At 55.5% G+C, this 23,117-nt stretch carries 20 protein-coding genes; 19 read left to right on the top strand and 1 reads right to left on the bottom strand.

Going from position 1 to position 23,117, the window contains the following annotated elements:
• Nucleotides 1-6: 6 nt before the first annotated feature.
• Nucleotides 7-918 (bottom strand): UTP--glucose-1-phosphate uridylyltransferase GalU, encoded by a 912-nt coding sequence (gene galU, locus HZB34_01195; protein ID MBI5314569.1) that lies wholly within the window; start codon nucleotides 916-918, stop codon nucleotides 7-9.
• Nucleotides 919-1,492: 574 nt separating this feature from the next.
• Between galU and bamA the strand changes: the two genes are divergently transcribed.
• The 19 genes from bamA (at nucleotide 1,493) to HZB34_01100 (ending at nucleotide 22,941) form a co-directional block, all read left to right on the top strand.
• Nucleotides 1,493-3,772, top strand: coding sequence for an outer membrane protein assembly factor BamA (gene bamA / locus HZB34_01190; protein ID MBI5314568.1), 2,280 nt, complete (start codon nucleotides 1,493-1,495; stop codon nucleotides 3,770-3,772).
• 38 nt (nucleotides 3,773-3,810) lie between these two features.
• Nucleotides 3,811-4,365, top strand: coding sequence for an OmpH family outer membrane protein (locus tag HZB34_01185; protein MBI5314567.1), 555 nt, complete (start codon nucleotides 3,811-3,813; stop codon nucleotides 4,363-4,365).
• Between the two features lie 111 nt (nucleotides 4,366-4,476).
• The gene (locus tag HZB34_01180) at nucleotides 4,477-5,013 is read left to right on the top strand and encodes an OmpH family outer membrane protein (protein ID MBI5314566.1); all 537 of its coding nucleotides are present in this window, start codon (nucleotides 4,477-4,479) and stop codon (nucleotides 5,011-5,013) included.
• A 468-nt stretch (nucleotides 5,014-5,481) separates the two neighbouring features.
• Nucleotides 5,482-5,931, top strand: a complete 450-nt coding sequence (gene fabZ, locus HZB34_01175) for a 3-hydroxyacyl-ACP dehydratase FabZ (GenBank protein ID MBI5314565.1) — start codon at nucleotides 5,482-5,484, stop codon at nucleotides 5,929-5,931.
• A 94-nt stretch (nucleotides 5,932-6,025) separates the two neighbouring features.
• The gene (lpxA, locus tag HZB34_01170; GenBank protein MBI5314564.1) at nucleotides 6,026-6,832 is read left to right on the top strand and encodes an acyl-ACP--UDP-N-acetylglucosamine O-acyltransferase; all 807 of its coding nucleotides are present in this window, start codon (nucleotides 6,026-6,028) and stop codon (nucleotides 6,830-6,832) included.
• Nucleotides 6,829-7,695, top strand: coding sequence for a UDP-2,3-diacylglucosamine diphosphatase LpxI (lpxI, locus tag HZB34_01165; GenBank protein MBI5314563.1), 867 nt, complete (start codon nucleotides 6,829-6,831; stop codon nucleotides 7,693-7,695). Before lpxA ends, lpxI begins: the two co-directional genes overlap by 4 nt.
• 4 nt (nucleotides 7,696-7,699) lie before the next feature.
• A complete protein-coding gene (locus HZB34_01160; GenBank protein MBI5314562.1) occupies nucleotides 7,700-8,698 on the top strand; it encodes a Gfo/Idh/MocA family oxidoreductase in 999 nt (332 codons plus the stop codon).
• Nucleotides 8,699-8,820: 122 nt separating this feature from the next.
• Nucleotides 8,821-9,948, top strand: coding sequence for a lipid-A-disaccharide synthase (lpxB, locus tag HZB34_01155; protein MBI5314561.1), 1,128 nt, complete (start codon nucleotides 8,821-8,823; stop codon nucleotides 9,946-9,948).
• Nucleotides 9,936-11,681 (top strand): lipid A export permease/ATP-binding protein MsbA, encoded by a 1,746-nt coding sequence (gene msbA, locus HZB34_01150; GenBank protein MBI5314560.1) that lies wholly within the window; start codon nucleotides 9,936-9,938, stop codon nucleotides 11,679-11,681. Before lpxB ends, msbA begins: the two co-directional genes overlap by 13 nt.
• Nucleotides 11,665-12,315: a DUF374 domain-containing protein gene (locus HZB34_01145; protein MBI5314559.1), complete on the top strand. Its 651-nt coding sequence runs from the start codon at nucleotides 11,665-11,667 to the stop codon at nucleotides 12,313-12,315. Before msbA ends, HZB34_01145 begins: the two co-directional genes overlap by 17 nt.
• Before the next feature lie 112 nt (nucleotides 12,316-12,427).
• Nucleotides 12,428-13,840: a 3-deoxy-D-manno-octulosonic acid transferase gene (locus HZB34_01140; GenBank protein MBI5314558.1), complete on the top strand. Its 1,413-nt coding sequence runs from the start codon at nucleotides 12,428-12,430 to the stop codon at nucleotides 13,838-13,840.
• Nucleotides 13,841-14,052: 212 nt separating this feature from the next.
• The gene (gene lpxK / locus HZB34_01135) at nucleotides 14,053-15,129 is read left to right on the top strand and encodes a tetraacyldisaccharide 4'-kinase (protein MBI5314557.1); all 1,077 of its coding nucleotides are present in this window, start codon (nucleotides 14,053-14,055) and stop codon (nucleotides 15,127-15,129) included.
• Between the two features lie 134 nt (nucleotides 15,130-15,263).
• A complete protein-coding gene (gene waaF / locus HZB34_01130; GenBank protein ID MBI5314556.1) occupies nucleotides 15,264-16,979 on the top strand; it encodes a lipopolysaccharide heptosyltransferase II in 1,716 nt (571 codons plus the stop codon).
• Nucleotides 16,980-17,039: 60 nt separating this feature from the next.
• Entirely contained in the window at nucleotides 17,040-18,074 is a 1,035-nt protein-coding gene (locus tag HZB34_01125; GenBank protein MBI5314555.1) for a glycosyltransferase family 9 protein, read from the top strand.
• Nucleotides 18,071-19,090, top strand: a complete 1,020-nt coding sequence (locus HZB34_01120) for a glycosyltransferase family 9 protein (GenBank protein MBI5314554.1) — start codon at nucleotides 18,071-18,073, stop codon at nucleotides 19,088-19,090. The genes HZB34_01125 and HZB34_01120 overlap by 4 nt, the downstream gene beginning before the upstream one ends.
• A 142-nt stretch (nucleotides 19,091-19,232) precedes the next feature.
• The gene (locus tag HZB34_01115; protein ID MBI5314553.1) at nucleotides 19,233-19,985 is read left to right on the top strand and encodes a glycosyltransferase family 2 protein; all 753 of its coding nucleotides are present in this window, start codon (nucleotides 19,233-19,235) and stop codon (nucleotides 19,983-19,985) included.
• A gap of 98 nt (nucleotides 19,986-20,083) precedes the next feature.
• Nucleotides 20,084-20,929: a glycosyltransferase gene (locus HZB34_01110; GenBank protein ID MBI5314552.1), complete on the top strand. Its 846-nt coding sequence runs from the start codon at nucleotides 20,084-20,086 to the stop codon at nucleotides 20,927-20,929.
• A gap of 111 nt (nucleotides 20,930-21,040) precedes the next feature.
• Nucleotides 21,041-21,820 (top strand): glycosyltransferase family 2 protein, encoded by a 780-nt coding sequence (locus HZB34_01105; GenBank protein MBI5314551.1) that lies wholly within the window; start codon nucleotides 21,041-21,043, stop codon nucleotides 21,818-21,820.
• A complete protein-coding gene (locus HZB34_01100) occupies nucleotides 21,820-22,941 on the top strand; it encodes a glycosyltransferase family 4 protein (GenBank protein ID MBI5314550.1) in 1,122 nt (373 codons plus the stop codon). Before HZB34_01105 ends, HZB34_01100 begins: the two co-directional genes overlap by 1 nt.
• Nucleotides 22,942-23,117: the final 176 nt, after the last annotated feature.

The following is a 23,117-nucleotide window of genomic DNA, read 5'->3' as shown; positions in this document are numbered from 1 at the left end:
AGCCTGTCAGGATTTTCGCGGCGCTGTCGTGCGGCGTCCTCCGGAAGGCCGTATTCGATCCCGGAGATATTCACCGAACTCCGGCCCCAGAGAGGGATTCTTGAGTGCGAATTCAACGGTCGCAATGAGAAATCCCAACTTGTCTCCGGCATCATAGCGCTGCCCCTGTATCTCCAGCGCATACATAGGAGACTTTTTCGCCAGTTCCCGAAGTGCGTCGGTCAATTGGATCTCGCCATTTTTACCCGGCCTGGTTTTTCGAAGAATGGAGAAAATGTCAGGCGGCAGCACATAGCGACCGATGACCGCCAGATCGGACGGGGCTTCGTCCGGCGCTGGTTTCTCAACGAGACCCTCGACTCGATGTAGCCCCCCGGAGATGGCTTTAGGCGATACGATTCCGTAGCGGTTGACTTCATGGTGAGGTACTTCCTGTACACCGAGGACCGCGCCGTGTCGTTTCTTGAAGGCATGAATGAGTTGTGCGAGGCCTGGGACCGGGGCATCGATGACTTCATCGCCGAGTATGACTGCAAAGGGTTCGTCACCGATCAGCCGTTGGGCGCAGAGAACCGCGTGGCCGAGGCCGAGGGCTTCCGTCTGCCGGACGTAGCAGAAATTTGCGAGCGTAGAGATATGGCGCATCTGGCTCAGGAGCTGCGCCTTCCCGCTCCCCTTGAGATTTTCTTCTAACTCGACGGATCGGTCGAAATGGTCCTCGATTGCGCGTTTGCCTCGCCCCGTGATGATAATAATGTCCTCGATTCCGGAGGCGACCGCTTCTTCCACGGCATATTGAATCAGCGGCTTGTCGACGAGCGGCAACATCTCTTTGGGGGAAGCTTTGGTCGCGGGGAGGAAGCGAGTACCGAGGCCTGCAGCAGGAAGTACGGCTTTGCGAACGTCGTAGCGCGACATGTTTCGATACTATGTGATGGGGTAGGCGATGTCAAGGAAAGCAGGAGCTTGCAAGCGAGCGACAAGGGTGCATCTGGTTTATTGGTTTAGTTGGTTTATCTAAACAAACCAAACAGCCCCAAAGAGACAAGCGCAACAAGTCTGGCCCACTCCGTCTGTGTGTAATCGATCTTTGAGAATAATGCGTCCTGCCAGCTTTACATTCAAATACTTGCCCAATATAATTCGGAAGTTTCGCACGCATGTTCCTGTGAGGGATACGTTCGCGCTGACCACCAAGTGCTCCCACGTCAGCTGCCCCTTCGTTGGTCGTCGTTCGTGAAATCTGAGCGAGACAAGCAGGACGTGCGAGACTGGCGCGACTCGCAAAGGGGAACATTCCGGCCCGTCTAGCTTTTCTCGCGAATGTCGGGAGTCCGGCGCGAATAGCGAGATATGCTTCACAATTTGCGGGTATCGAGAATGCCGGGGCAGGGTAACGCATAATGCCTCTATTATCTGTTTTCTTGGTATATGGAACGCAGATCCAGTGAGCACAACTTGTTCCTCAGCATGGACTCGTTGGCCACTCATTATGATCCTCGTCACCCTGGCCTACGGTTCCTTACCGGTGATTGCGGTCGCTGCAGAGGAGGCTGGCGTCAAAGTGAAGGCGATTGAGATTCGAGGGAACAAGCGGATCGAGGTGCCGGCGATTATCAGCCGTTTGACGTTAAGGCCCGGCGATCCTTATATCCCTGAGAATGTTCATGGGCAAATTAAAATTCTCTACGATGCCGGGTACTTTGAAGATGTGCAAGTAGAGACGGAACCAGGAGCAGGCGGGGTGGCTCTGATCTTTCTGGTTCGGGAGAAACCTTTTATCGCCGAGATCGTATTCGATGGCAATCAAGCGTTAAGCGACGATAAGCTGAAAGAAAAGATCACGATTAAGAACCAGACCTTTCTCGATCAGGCCCAGGTCAAAGAGAGTGCGGAGAAGATTCGCCTGGCCTACCAGGGGGACGGTTTCTTCAATTGCGAAGTGATTCCGGTCGTGCAGACCTTGGATGAGGATCGAAAGCGTCTGACGTTCTTTGTGAAAGAAGGGGATAAAGCGCGCATCAAAACGGTCAATTTTGACGGACTGCACGCGGCGACGAAAGATGAAATGTTCAAGGCGATGGCAACACGGGAATGGATTCCCTGGTATGGTCTGTTCACGCAGCGGAAGTTACCGTCGTTTGTTTCAGATGCCGGTGTCTTGAAACGGGAGGAGATGAATAACGATGTTGAGCGGATCAAAGAGATCTTGCTCAACAGAGGCTACTTGAATGCCCAGGTCGGGTTGCCGACCGTGGAACTCAGCGACGACAGGAAATGGTTTGTCGTGACGTATCCGGTGAGGGAGGGGGAGCCTTTCACCATCAGCGAAATCGGATTCCGTGGGAATGTCGTGTTTGAAGATCCGGAGCTCCGCCAGGGGCTCAAAATGAAGCCGGGGGAGATTTTTCAACGCCAGAAGCTCCGCGATGAGATCACCAGACTGAAGGATTTATACGGGAGTAAAGGCTACGCATTTGCCGATGTCTTGCCCAATGTGATTCCGAATGATGCGGACCGGACTGCGGCCGTCATCCTGACCGTCAAGGAAGGGCAGTTGATGCAGGTCCGTCAGATCAACATCAATGGGAACGAGAAGACCAAAGACAATGTCATTCGGCGGGAAATCCGTCTCGATGAGCAGGATGTCATCGACACTCCCGCATTGAAGCGGAGCTTCCAGCGGCTCAATAACTTGAATTTCTTCGAGACGGTGGAAATCCTTCCCCAGCAAGTGGGCCCGGATAAGGTCGACCTGAATGTGAAGGTGAAGGAAAAGCCGACCGGCCAGTTCAGCATCGGCGGTGGATTCAGCACGTTGGACCAATTAGTCGCGATCGCCGACGTTACGGAAGGAAACCTCGGTGGGAATGGTTGGATGGGGCGTGTGCGCGGTCAGTTGGGACAGAGGCGGCAACTGGGGTTGATCACGTTTCGTAACCCCTATTTGAACGACTCCTTGACCTCGATGCAATTCGATCTCTTCAGCACCCAGACGAATTATTTCACCTACAGGGAGCGGAAATTGGGTGGCAGCGTGACGTTTGGCAGATGGTTTTCTGAGTATGTATCGGGGACCTTCAGTCCGGTTGTGGAATACATAAAATATACCGATCCGACGTCATCCGCGCCATCCCTTATCCTCAATCAAATTGGGGAGCAGACGACGACGGGGTTTCGAACCTCGCTGACCCGCGACACGAGAGACTTCCATATGGATCCCCGCAGCGGTTGGCGGACCACCGTCAGTCTTGGTGTCGGCACGCCCTATCTGGGGGGGTCCAACGATTTCTTTAAGTACACCTTCGATGTCCAGAAATATACTCCGCTCCCGTACGATACGCGTTTGTCGATCCGTGCGCGCTATGGGGCTGTAGAGGGCCTCAATACCGGCAGCAAACACGAGCCCGTTCCCCTTACCGAACTGTATTTCGTCGGAGGCATCAACACAATGCGCGGATTTTCTTTCGGCAAGGCGGGGCCGGTGACGTCGACTAACACCCTCCTCGGCGCAGCCAGTGAGTTGATCTTCAACTTTGACTTTATCTTTACGATCTCGGAAGAGGCGAAACTCAATGGCGTGGTGTTTTTCGACTATGGGAAAGGGTTCGCTGATACGAACATAAACTTTCCCTTGCGGTCAGCGGCCGGTTTCGAAGGGCGATGGGTTTCACCGTTTGGCCCTCTCCGCGCCGCATATGGGATTAATCTGGACCCCAACGAAGGAGAGCGTGAAGGGGTCTTCGAGTTTACCGTTGGGTCTATATTCTGAACTGAGCGAATTGTTGCAAGCAGGAGGGAGGTAGAGGTGTGAGCCAGGTTGCTGTCGCCATGCGGAAATTGTGCGGTGCAGGTGGTCTGTTGATGGCGCTCCTCATCGTCTCCGGTTGTGCCTCAGGCGGCCACAAATTTGAGGGGAACGTCGGAGTCGTCGATTCAGCCCGTGTCTTGAACGAAACGAGCTCAGGCAAAAGGGCCAAGGATTCCTTAAGCGCGTTCTCCAAGAATCGCCAGGCGGTCATCGAGATGGACGAGAAGGAACTCCGCCGCATGGAGGAAGATTTCGGGAGGCAGGCCAATGTGTTGAGCGCGATTGCAAAAAAGGAGCGCGAAGATCAGTTTCGACGCCGGGTGGCTGAATATCAGCAGAAAGCGGCCGAAATGAACCGGGAGGTTCAAGAAAAGCAAAAAGACGTGCTCGAAGGGTTCCGTGAGAAGATGGAACTCGTTGTGGGAAAAGTGTCGAAGCGCCTCGGATTGCAGATCGTCATGGAGAAAGGGAAAGGCGGCCCTACCTTATATAGCGAGGCAGGAATCGATATTACGGGTCAGATCATTGATGAAGTGAATCGTGAATATCCGTAGTTAGTCTGTTTGGTTCATTTGGTTTGTTTAGTTTGTTTGGTTTTGGGTTGAACGAAACAAACCAAATAAACAAGACACACCAAACTAACCAGAGGGGCAGAGGAGGATTCAATGGAACGAAGGGGAGTGACTAGTCTGGTCGGTGCAGTGGTATTGTGGCTGGCGATGGTGTTGCCGGGATTGTCGGCTGAGACCTTTAAGGTTGCAGTCATGGACCAACAGATGGTCATTGAACAATCAAAGGCGGGCAAGCGGGCTGTGGAAGAGCTCAAGAGCTACTCTATGGCCAGGCAAAAGATCGTCAATGCCGACGAACAAGAACTGAAAGAGCTGCAAGAGGCGATTCAAAATGGAAAGCTGACTGACAGCGCGAAGCAAGAAAAGCAGACTCAGCTCCAGGCCAAGGCGGAAGCCTATCAACGCCGGGTCGCTGACTTCCGTCGCGAGGTTCAACAAAAGCAGCGTGAAATGGTGATCGAATATTCGAAGAAAATACAATTGGCTGCACAAGCCGTCGGAGAGAAGACCGGGTACGATGCGATCATCGACAAGGGAATCGAGTCAGCGGTGAAAATCGTGATCTACCATCAGCCTGAGCTGGATTTAACCGGCCAGGTGGTGAAAGAGTTTGATCGGCAAAATAAGTAGTTAGGAGGGGATAAGGGTTGATGAACTTCTGTGCTCGCGGAACGCGCCTGGGTTGGTCTGTCTGGTTGGCTGGTCTTTCTGGTCTGTCTGGTTCTTCTGGATGAATTTCCGTTCCGACCAACCAGATAGACCAGATAGACGAGATAGACGAGATAGACCAGATGAACCAGTCTTCATTGGACGCGCGCAGTAGAAGCTCAATCAGCCCTTATCCCCTCGGGAGTGAAGCGCGAGCTACGAAGGAGCAATCGAAGTGTCGCCACGAAAATCTGACGTATCGGTGGCGATTTACAGCATCAGGATGCTCAAAAAGACTGTCCAGCAAGGCCGCAGTGAGCGAAGAAGGCTTAGGTCGAGGTTAAGGTTAAGCGTCGAACAGGTTCTTGTTTGCTCAACCTTAGCCTCAGCCGTAACCTTCCAAGAACACTGGCGGACTTTTTCAGCATCCTGATATAGGAGGTTTGGCCGATGTCTGTGATGGAGCAAGCCGAAATTCAATCCCTCTTGCCTCACCGGTATCCTTTTCTCTTGGTCGATCGCGTGCAGGAGTTGGACCCCGACCGGCGGATCGTCGGGACGAAGAACGTCACGATCAATGAACCCTTTTTTCAAGGGCATTTCCCCGGACACCCAGTCATGCCGGGGGTATTGATTCTTGAAGCCATGTCTCAAGTCGGTGCGATTCTGGCGTTGAAGTCGTTAGGGCACGCAACGCGTCCTGTGGTCTATCTGACCGGTATCGATAGCGCGAAGTTTCGCAAGCCGGTTGTGCCCGGCGATCGATTGCGGTTTGAGATCAACGTCGTCAAGAAACGGGTGCCGTTCTGGAAGATGGAAGGGAAGGCTTTTGTCGAAGAAGAGCTCGTCTGTGAAGCCGAAGTGACGGCTATGGTGACCGAGGAGAAAACCGGTCAATAGTCAATGGTCACTTGTCAATCGTGGGAAAGTAACGGATTGACTTACGAATGACTAATGACCAGTGACCGATGACCGCTTCTACTGGAGGTTACGAGTGCAGATTCATGCAACAGCGATTGTTCATCCTAAGGCGAATGTTGCCGATGATGTGGAGGTCGGGCCGTTCTGCCTGATCGGTGAGCATGTCACGATCGGGCAAGGGACGCGTCTGGTTTCTCATGTCACGGTCGACGGCTGGACGGAGATCGGCGCTCGGTGCCTGCTACATCCCTTTGCTTCGATTGGGACCCCGCCGCAACATCTCAACTACAAGGGCGAACCGACGAAAGTCGTGATCGGCGACGACAACATTATTCGGGAATATGTGACAGTCAACCGGGCGACAGCGCAAGGCGGCGGGGCGACCACCATCGGGTCTAAGAACTTCCTGATGGCTTATGTGCATGTCGCCCACGATTGTCATCTTGGCAGCCATCTGATTCTTGCCAATGCAGCCAGTTTAGCCGGCCATATCACGATCGGGGATCATGCCATCATTGGAGGGCTTACGGGCATCCATCAATACGTACGGGTCGGATCGTACTCCATGGTCGGCGGGTGCTGTGCGTTAGGGCAGGACCTTCCGCCGTTCATGCGGGCTGCGGGTGGCTATCGTGCGAGGATGTATGGCCTCAACTCGGTGGGGTTGCGCCGTCAAGGGTTTTCGACCGACCGGATCTCGGTACTGAAGCGGGCGTACGATATTCTCTTCCGGTCGGGGCATCGAACTGCGGAGGCGGCCAAACTTGCCAAGGTCGAGTTCGGAGATCAGCCGGATGTCATGACAGTGCTGGCGTTTTTGGAGGGGACGAAGCGAGGCATCTGCCGATCGGTTAGCAAGGACCAGGAGGATGAGGAATGAGCGCGGTGCCGTCACGGCCTCAGGTCACCGACGACGAACGGATCGGATTGATCGCCGGCAATGGCCGGTTCCCGATCATTTTTGCGGATAACGCGAGAAAGCTGGGCTACCACGTTTCGGCTGTTGCACATGAAGGCGAGACCGAACCGGAGTTGGCCAGCCATGTGGATCGGATTCATTGGATCAAGATCGGTCAGCTTAGCAAACTGATCAAGGCCTTCAAGCAAGACGGCGTCCATCAAGCGGTCATGCTGGGCGGCATCAAGAAGACCCATGTATTTACCACCGTGCGGCCTGATTTGCGGACCCTCGCGATGGCGACGCGCCTGGCGCTTTGGAAAGATGACGACATTCTGCGCGAGTTTGCGAAGGAGCTGGAGCAGGAAGGCATTGCCATCTGTGAATCGACCTTCGGGCTCCAGGGGATTCTCGCGGAAGAAGGGACCTTGACCGCGCGGGCACCATCGGAAAAGGAGTGGGAAGACATCCGTTATGGATGGAATGTGGCGTATGACATCGGGCGTCTGGATATCGGGCAATGCGTTGTGATCAAGGATCGTGTGGTCGTGGCGGTCGAAGCGGTCGAAGGAACCGACGGGGCCATCAAACGCGGCGGTGAATTAGCCAAGGAAGGCGCAGTCGTCGTGAAACGGTCTAAACCACAACAGGATCTGCGTTTCGACCTTCCCGCAGTCGGGCCCGGAACCATTGAAGTGATGGCGTCGGTCAAGGCTTCAGTTTTGGCCGTGGAAGCTGGTCGAACGATCCTATTGGATCGCGAGATCATGCTGGACAAGGCCCGGTCCGCCAGGATTGCCATCGTCGGTATTGCGAAACTCGAGCCGGGTGGAGATAAGCCGTAGCGCCATGACACGGCTCAGGGTAGGCGTCATCGGCGTCGGACATCTGGGGCAGCACCATGCACGCCTCTATGCCTCGTTGCCTGGAGCGCAGCTTGTCGGCGTGGTGGACCAGTCGGTCGAGCGTGCGCAGGTGGTCGCAGAACGGCATGGGGCGCGAATCTTTCGTACAGCCGATGAGTTGTTACCGGAAATCGATGTTGTCAGCGTGGCAACCCCTACGTCGGGTCACTATGCCATTACAAAGGCCTGTCTCCAGGCCGGGAAACACGTCCTGGTCGAAAAGCCGATTGCTGTGACGCCGTCAGAGGCGCATGAGTTGGTGCAACTGGCCAAGGAACGGGGTTGTTGTTTGCAAGTGGGGCATAGTGAACGGTTCAATCCGGTGATGGCGCTGATGCGCCCTCATATCGGGCGACCTGTGTTCATCGAATGTCACCGGCTCAGCAGTTTCAGTGGACGGGGGACGGACGTAAATGTGGTACTGGATCTTATGATTCACGATCTGGATCTTGTCCTGTCCTTGAATCCCGGCCCGGTTGAAGAGATCCGCGCTGCGGGAGTGGCGGTGTTATCTTCTTCGCTCGATATCGCCAATGCGCGCATTCAGTTCCGGAGCGGCTGTGTGGCCAACCTGACCTCCAGTCGTGTGTCGACAAATAAGATGCGCCGGCTGCGTCTCTTCCAACGGGATAGCTATCTGTCCATTGATTTCCAGACCAGGCAAGGGATGATTGGCCGACGCAACGCCAAGGCAGGGGAGCGGCCGACCGTCGAGGTTGAGCAGTTCCAGGGTGGAGATGAAGAACCGTTGAAACTCCAGCTTCAATCGTTTCTTCAGGCAGTCGGCACCGGGGCAAGGCCTATGATAGCGGGTGAGGATGGCGCGGCGGCAGTGGATGTGGCGCATCAAGTTTTGCAGGCCATTGAGGCCTTTGCAGCTCGCCATAAAGAAGGGGGTAGTAGAGGAAAAGCGGTAGCCGGAGCAGGGGAAAAAAAGGGGTAAAGGGATAGTGGGGTATAGATGGGGCAGGGGATAAAACAGGGTAGGCTGTTACTCCTCTACCCCGCTGCGCCCCCTACCCCGTCCCCAACACCCCGTTACCCCCCTACCCCTTCCCCGAAGCCATGCGAATTTTGATTGTAACCGGTGAAGCCTCGGGTGATCTCCACGGGGCTCATTTAGCTCAAGCGATCATGGCGCTTGATCCGACGGCTCAACTAGTCGGCATTGGCGGGCCTGGGATGCGTGCAGCTGGTGTGAACCTTGTGCCTGGTGTCCCACAGCTGGACGTGATGGGAATGATCGGGCTGTCGGCGATCCCCGCTGTCATTCAACGCATCCGCGCCATCCGGCGGGTGTTGAAGGCAGAGGCCTGGGACCTTGTCGTGCTGATCGATAATCCAGGGCTGAATCTTCATTTTGCCAGGGTTGCCAAAGCCGCCGGTCGCCGTGTGCTCTATTATATTGCCCCACAAGTGTGGGCCTGGCGGCCCGGGCGAATGAAGTGGATCCAGCGCCGGGTCGATCATGTTGTCGTCATCCTTCCATTTGAAGCGGAACTCTATCACCGGGCGGGAGTTCGTTGCACATTCGTCGGCCATCCATTGCTTGATATGGTCGCGTCGCATTATGATCGTGCCAAGCTTCGCAGGGAGTTTGGCTTAGGCGAGTCTGGCCGCGTCGTTGGATTGTTGCCGGGAAGTCGGGTGAGTGAAGTCGAAATGCTCCTGCCGGTACTCCTCAAGGCAGCGGCGCAATTGGTCCTGGCCGAACCGGGAACGCAGTTTATCCTGGCGCAGGCGTCTTCAATTAACGATAATCTGATCCAGGCTCTGCTGCAGGATTGCCCTGTGCCGGTTCGGGTGGTGTACGACAAAGCCAGCGAGGTGATGGCCCTGTCCGATGTGTTGTTCATTGCGTCCGGGACTGCGACCTTGCAGGCGGCTGTCGTGGGGACTCCCATGGTGTTGCTGTACAGGACATCGCCGTTGACCTATCGGTTGGCTCGCTGGCTGATCAGAGTGAAATGGATCGGCCTTGTTAATCTGGTGGCGGGCCGATCAATCGTACCGGAACTGATTCAGGATGAAGCGACGGGCGAGCGGTTATGTCAAGAGGTCCTGCGCCTCTTGCGCGATCGATCGGCATATAATGATATGAAAGAAGGGCTGCGGCAGGTTCGGCAATCATTGGGAGAATCCGGCGCCACCAGCCGGGCTGCACAGGTGGTATTGGCGGAATGTCGACTTTAGATCGCTTGAAACGGTTGCTGCGCTATCTGAAGCCCTACCAGGTTCGGTTGGTTGCGGCGTTCGCATGCTCTGGGTTGGTGGCGGGATTCTCCGGCGCCTATGCCTGGCTCGTCAAACCGGTCCTTGACGAGATCTTCATCAATAAGAATGAAAGTCTCTTGCTGATACTTCCGATCGCGCTCTTCGTCGTAGCTGTCCTGAAGAGCGTCTTTAGCTACGGGCAAAATTATCTCATGAGTTATGTCGGGAATCGGGTGATCACCGACATTCGGCAGGAGTTGTTCGGGAAGCTCATTCGTCTGCCAGTGTCCTATCATGATGTGAATACGTCGGGACGGTTGGTGTCCCGTGTGGTCAGCGACGTCACATTGATGGCCAATGCGGTGGCGGGAGTCCTGAAAGATGTTTTTCAGCACGGCCTCACGTTCCTGGCCATGATGGGCGTGATCTTTTATCAGAACTGGCGGCTGGCCGGCCTCTCGGTGATCGTCATCCCCTTGGCGGTTGTCACAATGGTGCGGATGGGGAAACGGTTGAGGACGTTAGCGGCAAGCGGCCAGGAGCGGATGGGAGATATGGCCTCCACGCTTCAGGAATCGTTATCCGGCATTCGCATGGTCAAGGCCTATGGGCGAGAAGAAACCGAGGGGGAGCGATTTCAGCAGAGCAACCGCTCCTTCCTTAGTACGACAATGAAGGCGATTCAGGTCTCCTCCCTCGGGTCGTCGCATATGGAGGTCATCGGTGTCCTGGGGGTCGCGGCGATTATTTGGTATGGCGGTTTCCTTGTGATCAACGGCTCAATGACGCCGGGGGCATTTTTCTCATTTCTGACGGCGATGTTCATGGCCTATACACCGATCAGGAAACTGTCCGGTTCTAATAATCAGCTTCAACAGTCGCTGGCAGCGGCGGAACGGGTTTTCAGCGTCTTGGACCTCAAGACCGAGCAGGATGCAGAACGGGGTCAGTTGGAGTTGCCGAGGATTGCGGAGTGGGTGACGTTCGAGGATGTGACGTTTCATTATGAGGGTCAGGCAGTGCCGGCTCTCAACGACATCAATCTGACGATTCGCGCGGGAGAAATGGTGGCCCTTGTCGGCAGCAGCGGTAGTGGAAAAACGACTCTTGTCAACCTAATCCCGCGGTTTTATGAACCGACCGCCGGCCGCATTCTCATCGACGGAGTCGATATTCAATCATACACCCTCCGCTCGCTCCGATCCCAGATCGGAATGGTCTCGCAGGATATCGTCTTATTCGACGACAGCATTCGTAATAACATCGCCTTCGGACGGGAAGACGCCACCGACGAAGAGATTATTCGGGCGGCACGATTGGCCTATGCCCATGAATTTGTCGATCGTCTTCCCCAGGGATACCAGACGGTCGTGGGTGAGAAGGGGGTGAAACTCTCCGGCGGAGAGCGGCAGCGCTTGGCCATAGCCCGCGCAATCTTGCGTGACCCTCCCTTGCTCATCCTCGATGAAGCGACGTCGGCCCTGGACACCGAGTCTGAACGGGTCGTTCAGCTGGCGCTCGCCAATTTGATGAAGAATAGGACGACCATCGTCATTGCCCATCGATTGTCCACGATTCAACAGGCAGATCGGATTATGGTTCTGGCCCGAGGGTCTATTATCGAAGTGGGGACGCACGACGAGCTCCTTCGCCGGGGTGGACAGTATCAACGGCTCCACGCGATGCAGTTCCAGGATGTGGCAGATGCGTAGCCCGGCTCTGAAGCGTGTCGAGACGTGGCTGAAGCTCTCTGTACTCCCTCCCCTCGGCGCAGCGGTGATTCGAGGGTTGGGGCGGTCGATGCGGATGGATTCGCAGGGCCATGAGCAGGTCGATGCGTTGTACCGTCAGGGCCAGCACATCATCCTTGCGTTTTGGCACGCGCAGCAACTCATGATCCCGACCGGCTATCGTGGAACAGGGGCCAACGTATTAATCAGCCAGCATCAAGATGGTGAGATCATCGCGCGCATTGTCTCGCGCTTTGGACATTGTGCGGTTCGTGGGTCGAGCACAAGGGGTGGGGCGCTTGCCTTGCGTGAGCTCATCCGTCTTGGGCGATCAGGCGCTGATCTTGTCGTGACTCCCGATGGACCCAAGGGACCTCGCCAGGTTGCGAAACTCGGGGTGGTTCAACTGGCGAAGGCGACGGGGCTTCCGATAGTGCCGCTGGCCTTTGGTTGTTCAAAAAAAAACTTTTCGCGAGCTGGGATCGATTCATGGTCCCATATCCATGGTCCCGTGGTCTCTATCTATGGGGCGACCCCATCTGGGTGCCGCGAGATTCCGATGAACAGGCGTTGGAGGCGGCATGCCGGGAGCTTGAGACGGTCCTCAATCGACTGACGAATCAAGCGGAAAATGCCGTACAGTGTGAAGCGTGAGGGGTTAGGCGTAAGGGGTAAAGGGCAAGTCGCGTCGTTCCACGTTTCACGTCTCTGGCCTAACGCAAAAAGCCATGTGGCATCTCCTCTACAATGTACTGCTACTGATAGCTTCTCCCATCATTCTTGTCATCCTGCTCGCCAAACAGCGTTGTCGCCGAGGATTACCGCAGCGGCTGGGGTGTGAAACAGGTTTGTTTGGTTTATTTAGTTTATTTGGTTTGTTTCGTTCATCGGATCGGAGCCAACCAGACAAACTAAACAAACCAAATGAACCAAACAAACCAGTTATCTGGATCCACGCCGTCTCTCTTGGCGAGGTGGTGGCAGTCACGCCATTGATCAAGGAGCTGCATCGGCGCTATCCGAATCACCGGTTCATCGTGTCGACGGTGACGGAAACAGGACGAGAAGCAGTTGAGCAGCGGCTGGCCGGTCTGGCCGAACATCTCTATGCTCCGTTGGATTTCCCTTGGGTCGTCTCACGGCTGGTTACCCGATTACGCCCGGTACTATATCTCTTCATCGAAACCGAGCTGTGGCCCAATTTGCTCCGGAACCTTCATCGGCAGGGGGTTCCTACTGTGATGGTGAACGGCAGGCTTTCGAGTCGGTCCTTTGCGCGGCAGCAATGGGGGCCTGTGCGATCATTGTATCGATCGATGTTGCAGACGCTCAGTCTCTGTTTGATGCAGTCTGACCGGGATGTCGACCGTATCATTGCCCTTGGAGCAGAGGCCTCGCGGGTCAGGCGAACAGGAAATATCAAATTCGATCAACCGATACCAGCTGTCGTACGAGGCGGAATGGTCAGATCTTCCCTTGGGCTCCAGGCGACGGACCAGTTATTTGTAGCGGGTAGTACCCATCCTGGTGAAGAAGAAGCCCTCGTGGGATGTTATCTGGCACTTGTGAGGCAATGCCCTTCAGCGGTGTTACTGTTGGCTCCACGACACATTGAGCGAGTGGAATCGGTGGAGGCAATGATCCGTGCGCGCGGGCTCGCCGTGCAGCGACGCAGTACCATCGGGCAGGTTGGCGCGTTGCAGCCCATCGGCACCCGTGTGCTGTTGCTCGATTCACGCGGCGAATTGCCCGCTATCTATCGGGAAGCGGTGGTCGCGTTTGTCGGAGGCACGCTCGTTCCAATCGGTGGACATAATTTACTGGAGCCGGCTCAGTGGGCAAAGCCGGTGTTGTTCGGCCCCCACACTGACCACTGTGCGGAGATTGCAGATCTCCTGATTCAGGCTGGTGGAGGATATCGGGTTTCCCATCAGGAGGATCTCACAAGGCAGGTATTAGCTCTTTTTTCTGATGACGAGCAACGGGAGCGGATGGGACGATCGGCTCGTCAGGTGGTGGAACAAAATCAGGGAGCGTTGGAACAAACGCTGGAGGCCATAGAGAAGCTCTTGATGCAACACCAAGGCAGCAGCGGGGCCCCTCGCGCGGAGCGGTCGCTTTCCCTCATGGCTGAGCGATAACAACTGCTCAGGTCGATAGGCTGAAGGCGGGTCTGTCTTGTCTATCTGGTCTATTCGGTCCGTCTCGTCTATCTCGTGTACTTGTTGACTCAGACTAACCGGATAAACCAAACCAACCAGATAGACCAGACAGACCAGATAGACGAAATGAACAAGCTCGACCTTCAGTCTAAAAGCCTTCAGCCTGAATCCCTGAGTTGGTACGAAGAGTGTTGAATCCTGGAACAACCGTCAAGTGGTGGTTGATATGGGCCGCAATCCCTTATGGGGTGGTCGTGCGGCTGCGGCGGTTGCTGTACGACTGGGGTTGGTTTGCTCAACGAAGACTGCCGGTTCCTGTGCTGAGCGTCGGGAATCTCACGCTGGGTGGGACGGGAAAAACACCGGTGGTGATCGCGCTGACCGAGTGGCTGCTGGCACAGGGGAAACGGGTGGCGATTCTCAGTCGGGGCTATCGACGGACCACTACAGATCCACGTCTGTTGGTGTCGGATGGGGAGCGCTTGCTGGTTGGTCCGAATGAGGCAGGCGATGAACCATTCTTGATCGCGCAACGTTGTCCCAAGGCCATCGTTGCGGTCGGCGCGGATCGCTATCAGCTCGGTGACTGGGTGTTGCATCGATTTCCGGTTGATTGTCTGGTGCTGGACGATGGATTTCAGCATCTGGGACTCTACCGCGACGTGAATCTCCTACTGGTCGATGCGACCGACGTGGAAGGGCTTGCCGCTCTGGTGCCGGCTGGTCGGCTCAGGGAGCCACTACAGGCAGCAGCGCGTGCGACGGCGATCGTTGTCACGAGAGCCGACGCGCCGGCTCAGGTGGCTGAGATCGGTCATAGGTTACAGGGAGTGATCGATGCGATACCGGACCAGATCCAAGTGGTGTTTCGTCCGGAATGTCTCCTATCGGTGAAGACAGGAGACTTACAGCCGCTCTCCTGGTCCAAAGGAAAGACCGCGCTGCTCTGTAGCGGTGTGGGCCATGCCGGGTCGTTTCATTCCCTCGTTGAGCAAATAGGCCTCAAGGTTCTCGATGAAGTCGTCTATGCGGATCACCACACATATACGAATCAGGATGTCGAGCGGCTGAGTGCCAAAGCGAGAGACCTTCAGGCTGAATTGGTTGTGACGACAGAGAAAGATGCCTGCAAGTTGGCTGCGTTGCTCCAACACACAGATAACTGGTGGGCAGTCCGACTGACGACACAGGTGACGGTTGGGGAAGAGCGATTGAAACGGTTGGTGTTCGGGGTAGCTGAAAAGGCGAGGCTGAAGGCTGAAGGCTGAAGGCTATCCTCCAGATGACTGGTTGAGTTGGTCTGTTTAGTTTATTTGGTTCATTTGGTTTGTTTCGTTCGAAGACACCAAACAAACTAAACAAACGAGATAAACCAAACGAACCTTCTCGGTTGCGGAGGGTTGTGAATAAAGACGCCATCAAGAGAATTCTTGTGCGTGGGCCTAATTGGCTTGGCGATGCGGTGATGTCCGAGCCGGCGCTCCGCGGATTGCAGAAACTATTTCCCGACGCTCAAATTTCATTGTTGGTGAAACCGGGTGTGGCAGATTTGTTTAAGGACCATCCGGCATTGACGCATGTGCTGACCTATGAGAGTAACGGACGACATACGGGGCTCTCAGGTAAGTGGGTATTGGCCGGGGAGTTGCGGCGGAAAGGCTTCGACCTTGCGATACTGTTTCAGAATGCATTCGAGGCGGCGTTCCTGACTTTCCTGGCTTCTGTGCCTCGGCGCTATGGGTATACGACAGACGGACGAAGTTTACTCCTGTCCGATCCAGTTGCCCCGCCTGACCCCCGTCCGCTCGTCCACCAAGTCCATTATTATTGGGATCTCCTAAAGCCGCTGGGTCTCACTGGGGTTCCGACTGCACCGGAACTCGTCGTCTTTCCGGCAGAGGAGCAGGCGATGGCCGGGCGATTCGCCCAGGGTGGATTGACCGCATCGGATGTCGTCGTGGGCATCAACCCCGGGTCGACGTATGGCGGGGCCAAACGCTGGTTGCCCGATCGGTTTGCCGAAGTGGCGGAGCGACTGTGCCGCACAGTTCGCGAATCGCGAGATCAACAGGTCAGCGTGGTTATTTTTGGAGCCAAGGGGGAAGAGCGTTTAGGCCAGGAGATTGCCGCCCGTCTGTCGTCCCGATCGCTGGTCTTGTCCGGATCAACGACGATCCGGGAACTCATGGCGGCAGTGAAACGCTGTGCCATGCTCCTCTCAAACGATACAGGCCCTATGCACATCGCCGCTGCATTCCAGGTGCCGGTCGTGGCCATCTTCGGCCCGACCGATTGGCGCACCACGTCACCCTTTGGGGGCGCCCATGCAGTTGTGCGGCAGCCGGTCGATTGCGCGCCCTGCCTGTTGCGTGAATGTCCCATCGACCATCGGTGTATGACAGGGGTGTCGGTGGACATGGTGTATGACGCAGCGACCGAACGGTTATCTGGCTCATCTGGTTTGTTTGGTTCATTTGGTTCGAACCGAATAATTCCGACCAACCAAATAAACCAGATCAACCAAACAAACATCCTCGACGGGGTCACCGTCTTTCTGGATCGTGACGGGACATTGAACTACGATCCAGGCTATCTGAAAATCGCCGCTGATCTGAAGTTATTGCCGGGGGTTGCGTCGGCCCTGGCGCGATTGAAACAGGCCGGTGCGAGATTAGTGGTCGTGACGAACCAATCCGCGGTCGGTCGTGGAATGATTACCCTCAAGGATCTGGAAGCGATTCATGCGAGATTACAAGGTCTTTTGGAACAGGAGCAGGCGGCGCTCGATGCCATCTATTTCTGCCCGCACCATCCCAACGATGGTTGCCACTGCCGCAAACCGAATGCCGGAATGGTCGAGCGGGCGGTGTCAGAGTTGCAACTCGACCTCCGCCGTTCCTATATGATCGGCGATCACGCACGCGACGTTCAATTGGCACAAAGAGTGGGCGCCAAGGCTATTCTTATTACAAGTGGCTCGGTAGACCAGCAGGCGTTGGATAGACTCCAGGCTGAGCAAGTCATGCCCGATACAGTGGCGAAGTCTATGGCCGAGGCAGTTGACTGGATCTTGGCCGATGCAGCGACGACACGTCCGCCGTTAATCGTTAATCGCTAATCGGTCACAATAAGGGGCTCAGTCTTACAATTCACGTTTAACGATTGACGAATAACGCTCATGGAAGACTATCGCCATATCTTATTGATCAAGCCGAGTTCTCTTGGCGACATTGTGCATGCGATGCCGACCTGCGCGGCAATTCGCCGAGCCTATCCCAAGGCTCGACTGACCTGGCTCGTCAAGCGTGAATGGGCTAGCCTCGTCGAACGCATCGATGGGGTGGATCGGGTCTGGCCTGTGGAATCGACAGCCGCCGGGTGGCTTTCGCAGGTGTCCCCTCTGCGTGCAGAGCGATTCGATCTCGTCGTGGATCTTCAGGGGCTCTTCCGAAGCGCCGCCATCGGTCGGCTCAGCGGGTCTCCTCTGCTTGTAGGATTTGCCAATGGGCGAGAAGGGAGTCCCTGGTTCTATTCGAAACGCGTGCCGGTTCCGCAAGTGGAGATGCACGCAGTCGATCGCTATTTGCTGGTGGCCAAGGCCGTGGGAGCGGGGGAGTCCGGGGCGCCGGAGTTTCATTTCCGTATTCCGCAAACCGACCATGAGGAGGTCGAACGCCTCTTAACTCGCTCCGGCGTCACGCCTGGAACAAGCTGGGTGGCGATGGGTGTCTCTGCCAGGTGGCCGACCAAGCGGTGGCCGGTTGAATCATTCGCCGAAGTTGCAGATCGGCTGCAACAAGAAGAATCCCGTGCAGTGGTGATGATCGGTGGTCGCAAGGAACGAGCAGACGTTGCCGCGGTCAGCGCCATGATGAAAACCTCTGCCATCGATCTGACCGGAGCCACAACAGTAGGGTTGTTGCCGGCGCTCCTCAGCAAGGCGTCGATGCTGATCACGAACGATTCAGGTCCGATGCATATCGCAGCGGCGGTCGGTACGCCGGTCGTGGCTCTCTTCGGGCCGACAAGCGCGGTGCGAACGGGCCCCTATGGAGTCGGTCATGAGGTCCTGACCGGGAAGGTCCCCTGCAGCCCCTGTTTCAGTCGGACCTGCCACAATACGCTGCCCTTGGAGTGTTTGAAACTGGTGTTGCCTGACCAGGTCCTGGCGGCGGCCCGAGCGCAGAGGCCCCTTCGTATGGTTCCTCGATGAATGTCCTTTTAGTCCGCCCTGATGGGATCGGCGATGAGATCCTCTGTCTTCCGGTCGCCTCCGCGCTCCGCCGCCTCCTGCCGGAAGCGCGCATTGCCTTCCTGTCCAGCGAGTATGCAGCCCCGCTTCTGGCTCACCATCCGGATCTCGACGAGGTCAGGACAGTCACGGGCCGGGAATCCCTGGGCGAGCTGACATCCTTGTTTCGCCGGGCTGTCGACGCCGTAGTGTTTCTCAAGCCGTTCAAACGGCTGATGTGGGCGGCGTTCCTGGCCCGAGTACCGATTCGAGTGGCGACAGGCTACCGCTGGTATAGTCTGTTGGCGAATCGCCGGGTCTATGAACATCGGAAAGATTTTTCCAAACATGAAACCGCCTATAATGTCGGCATGCTCGCCGGGCTGGGATTGCAACCAGGCACCGTGTCGCCACCGAGTCTTGTGATAACTGAGGCGGAACGAGTACGCGGACAGGAACGGTTGCGTAGCATACTGACACCCAGAGTCGTCCTCCATCCAGGCGGGTTCGCCGCTCGGCGCTGGCGCGTTGAACATTATCACTCACTCGCGCAAGAGTTACATCGGAAAGGAGTGGGGGTCGTGCTGACCGGAAGTCAGGCAGAAGCAGACATGTTCAAGCAGCAAACGCCCACTGCCGCGCCGCTTCCTGCACCGGTTCTGAATCTCATGGGGCAGTTGTCGGTGCGCGAGTTGATGGCTGTGATTGCGGAGAGTCACGCGGTGGTCTCAGGAGCCACTGGTCCGGCGCATATTGCCGCAGCCTTCTCAGTGCCGAATGTCAGTCTCTTCGATCCAAGACGGAACAACCTTCCGACTCGTTGGCAGCCGCTTGGCAAAGGGGTGGTCCTCCGCCCTGAAGTGCCGACGTGCGAAAAATGTATTTACGAGGCCTGCCCCTATTGGGACTGCCTCGACCGGCTGACGGTGGACACGGTTGCACAACATGTGCTCCAGGTAGTTGGAGCACCTTCGCCGTTGAAAGTAGTCCATGTCTAAGCGCAGATCGTTATCTGGTTTATTTGGTTTGTTTCGTTCATCTTGTCGACCATGAAATCAGCCCAACCAAATAACAAAATAAACCAAATAGACAAAATGAACCAAATGAACCAAATGAACCAAATAAACCAGAGGGGCGTTCATGCCTAAACTCTCGGTCTACGTGATTGCCTACAACGATGAGCCCAATATGCGGGCCTGTCTTGAGTCTGTGGCAGGTTGGGGTGATGAATTGATCGTCGTGGACTCGCACAGTACCGATCGGACCGCGGCGATCAGCCGGGAATTTACTGACAAGGTGTACCAACTTGACTTTCATGGATTCGGACGATTGCGCAACGAGGCAGTCGCGCTCACGACCCATGATTGGGCTTTCAGTCTCGACAGCGATGAGAGGATGACACCGGAGCTACGTGAAGAGATTCAGGAACTTCTTGAGCGAGGACCGGATGCGGATGCCTACTTCGTGCCACGAAAAAACTATTTCTTAGGCCGGTGGATTAAACATTGCGGCTGGTATCCCGATTATCGGCAGCCGCAGTTGTTTCGAAAGGGAAAGTTTCGGTATCGCGAAGAACTGGTCCATGAGAGTTTCGACTGCGACGGACCGGTCGGGTATCTTAAGAGTCCTGCGCTGCAGTATCCCTTCCGAGGCATCGACCACTATGTGGCGAAACAGGACCGTTACTCGAATCTGATGGCCAAGCGCATGGCGGAGCAGGGCCGGCAGTTCTCCTCCCACCAACTCATCACCCATCCGCTCGGCGCGTTTGTGAAGATGTATGTACAGCGGGCAGGTTTCCTCGACGGCATGCCAGGCTTGATTCTCTCAGGTCTCTATGGCTATTACACCTGCATGAAGTACGCGAAGCTATGGGAACTCACAAAACCATGAACCAGGTTTATTTGGTTTATTTTGTTTGTTTGGTTTATTTGGTTACTCCGGGTTCTAACGAAACAAACCAAACAAACTAAACAAACCAGTTTGCAGCTATGAAAGTCAGCGGATTTACATTCGTACGGAACGCGGTGAAGTACGACTATCCCGTCGTGGAGTCGATTCGTTCCATTCTGCCGATCGTCGACGAGTTTATTGTGAATGTCGGCCGGTGCGAAGACGGCACGCTTGAGCGGATTCGCTCGATCAGCGACCCGAAAATCAAAATCGTGGAGTCGGTTTGGGATGAGACGCTGCGAAAGGACGGACTGATCTACGCCCAACAGACCAACATTGCGTTGTCATACTGTACCGGTGATTGGGCGTTCTACATTCAAGCAGACGAGGTCGTGCACGAAGACGATTTGCCGGTCATCCAGGAGGCGATGCGCCGCCAGCTCGGCAACCCAGCGGTGAAGGGGCTTTTGTTCCGATACCTGCATTTCATCGCGGACTATAGGTCGACGAATCCATGGTTCTATCACAAAGCCGTGCGGATCATTCGACACAACGGTGAAGTGGAGTCTTGCGGCGATGCGGTCGGGTTTCACTTCAAACCGACCGGGCTGTACCTCCAAAGCGGCCCGAAAGAGTGGCTGGTCAATTTAGGCGCAACGATGTTCCATTACGGATGGGTGAAGGATCCTCAAACGTTGTTGGAGAAGAAGCGAGAGCAGGCCCAGAAGCATCATGGGGATAGTTTGCCGTTTGAAGAAGCCAGACGACTTGCGCATGAGCGGTTTCAGTTTGAGGACTATGCCATGTTGAAGGAATTCAGCGGATCGCACCCGGCGGTGATGGCGGAGCGTCTCCGTTTATCTAGGCGTTGGGCAGCCCGCCGCACTCGCTGGTTGAATCCCCAGTTTTATCGGGAAGTTCTTCGGCACGGGTTTCGCGGGTAAGGTGAGAGGGCGGCCGGGTCTCTCTATTGGAAGACGTTCAGCCAATTCGCTACGGCATGAACAATGTGGGCTTGGGAAGTTCCGTGAAAATATTTTCCTAAAGGAACCGATATGCCTCAAACGATTTCTTGCGCGATTGTCGTGTTCAATGAAGAACGAAACATTCGCGAAGCGCTCGCTTCGGTAGCATGGATGGATGAAATCATCGCAGTCGATTCCTATAGTAGCGACAAGACCGTTGAGATTTGCCGGGAGTTCACACCGCATGTTTTTCAGCGCAAGTGGAATGGTTTCGGTGAACAAAAAAACTCCGCGATCGATCGTGCCACATCAGACTGGGTATTTATTCTGGATGCCGATGAACGTGTCAGTGACGATCTCCGTGTGGAGATCCAACGTGTGTTAGAGACCTCCACCCCGGCAGGGCCTGTGGCCTATTCGCTTCCAAGAAAGAATTATTATTATGGGAAGTGGATTCGGTGGGGAGGGGTGTATCCGGATTATCAACTGAGATTGTTTCGTCGTGGCGTCGGCCGGTTAGACGATAGCGAGCCGCACAACCGGTTTGTGTTTGAGGGACTGCATGGAGATCTGACCCATGCGCTCGATCATTACACGGAACGGACGATCGAAGACCACTTCAAGAAGTTCAATAACTTTACGACATTGGCAGCGAGAGAGCGCGGGAAAACGAAAAAGACAGTTCGATGGAGTGATCTGACAATACGTCCGCTGTTTACCTTTTGGAAGTACTATGTCCAAAGGCAAGCATTTCGCGATGGAGTGCGCGGGCTCATTATCTCTGTGTTTGCCAGCATGTACACCTTTGTGAAGTATGCCAAGTTGTGGGATACCACCAGGCAGGCGGCCTCTCACCCGGACACCAGGTAGTGGGCACGCGAATTCTGTATGTGCATGGGATTGAAGCCATCGGAGGGGCGGAGCGGGATCTCATCGCACTGCTGATGGCCCTGGATCGTCGCAAGTGGGAATCTCACGTGGTCTGCCCAGGGTCTGGCCCATTCCGAGATCGGCTTGATGCAATCGGAGTTCCCACTCATGCACTCACCTTCCCACCCTGGAGAAAACCTCTCGCAGTTATTCAGCGACAATCGGCGATCAGGGAGCTGAGTACTCTTGTCACGCAAATCGACCCGGCCGCGGTTCATGTGAACGACATCTGGTGGGTGCCCCATATTGTGAGGGCTGTCGCTCGTTGTGCAGGTAAGCCCGTGCCGATCGTTGCCCATGTGAGACAGGAGATTGAGCCGCCCAAGGTGGGACGCTATGAACTCGATAGGGTCGATGCTGTTATTGCGATCTCTCGCCAAATTGAACAGTCGTTGATTACCGGTGGGGTAATGGCGGGCCGGGTCCGAACCCTCTACAGCGGTATTGATATGTCCCAGGCACAGGTTGCGCATGATGACGGGGCGGTGAGGCAGAAGATCGGGATTCCGAACGGAGCCTTCCTCTTAGGTACTGTTGCCAATTTGTTCCCACGAAAAGGCTATGAGGTCATGCTTCGGGCTCTTCCGGCGATCGCCTGTGCGGTACCGACGGTGCACTATGTGATAGTTGGGAGTGACGACCATAACTATGCTGATCAATTAAAGCGACTCGCACAGGAATTGAAAATTATCGACCGTGTGCACATTGTCGGTTTTCAGGACCCGGTTCAACCGTTCCTGGCCTGTCTCGATCTGTATGTGCACCCGGCACTCATGGAGGGGTTTGGAATTGCGGTGGTCGAAGCAATGGCGATGGGAAAGGCTGTGGTTGCGACTACCACAGGAGGGCTTCCCGAAGTCGTGGCGCAGGGAGAAACTGGGTTGCTTGTTCCTCCGGGAGATGCCGAGTCATTGGCCGCAGCTGTGGTGACACTCTTAAAGGACCGGGCCAGGCGAGAACACATGGGGCTCTGTGGAAAGGCTCGTGCGCGGGAGCGATTTAGTCTCGAAGCATCCATTGTGAATCTGGAACAGCTCTATGGTGAGGTATTGGCAAGATGAAGATCGTTTGTTTGGTTGGTCTGGTCTATTTGGTTTGTTTGGTTGAACCGGATAACAAGATAACCAGATAAACCAAATGAACCAGATAAACCAGAAGAGGATGAGAATCGGTTTTGATGCCAATCCGATGATGGGCGACTTAGGGACTGAAGCTGAGGAGGGAGAGTCATTTCTGC

Source organism: Nitrospirota bacterium, from assembly GCA_016219645.1.
Lineage (GTDB): Bacteria > Nitrospirota > Nitrospiria > Nitrospirales > Nitrospiraceae > Palsa-1315.
This window is presented reverse-complemented; position numbering and strand designations above follow the sequence as displayed.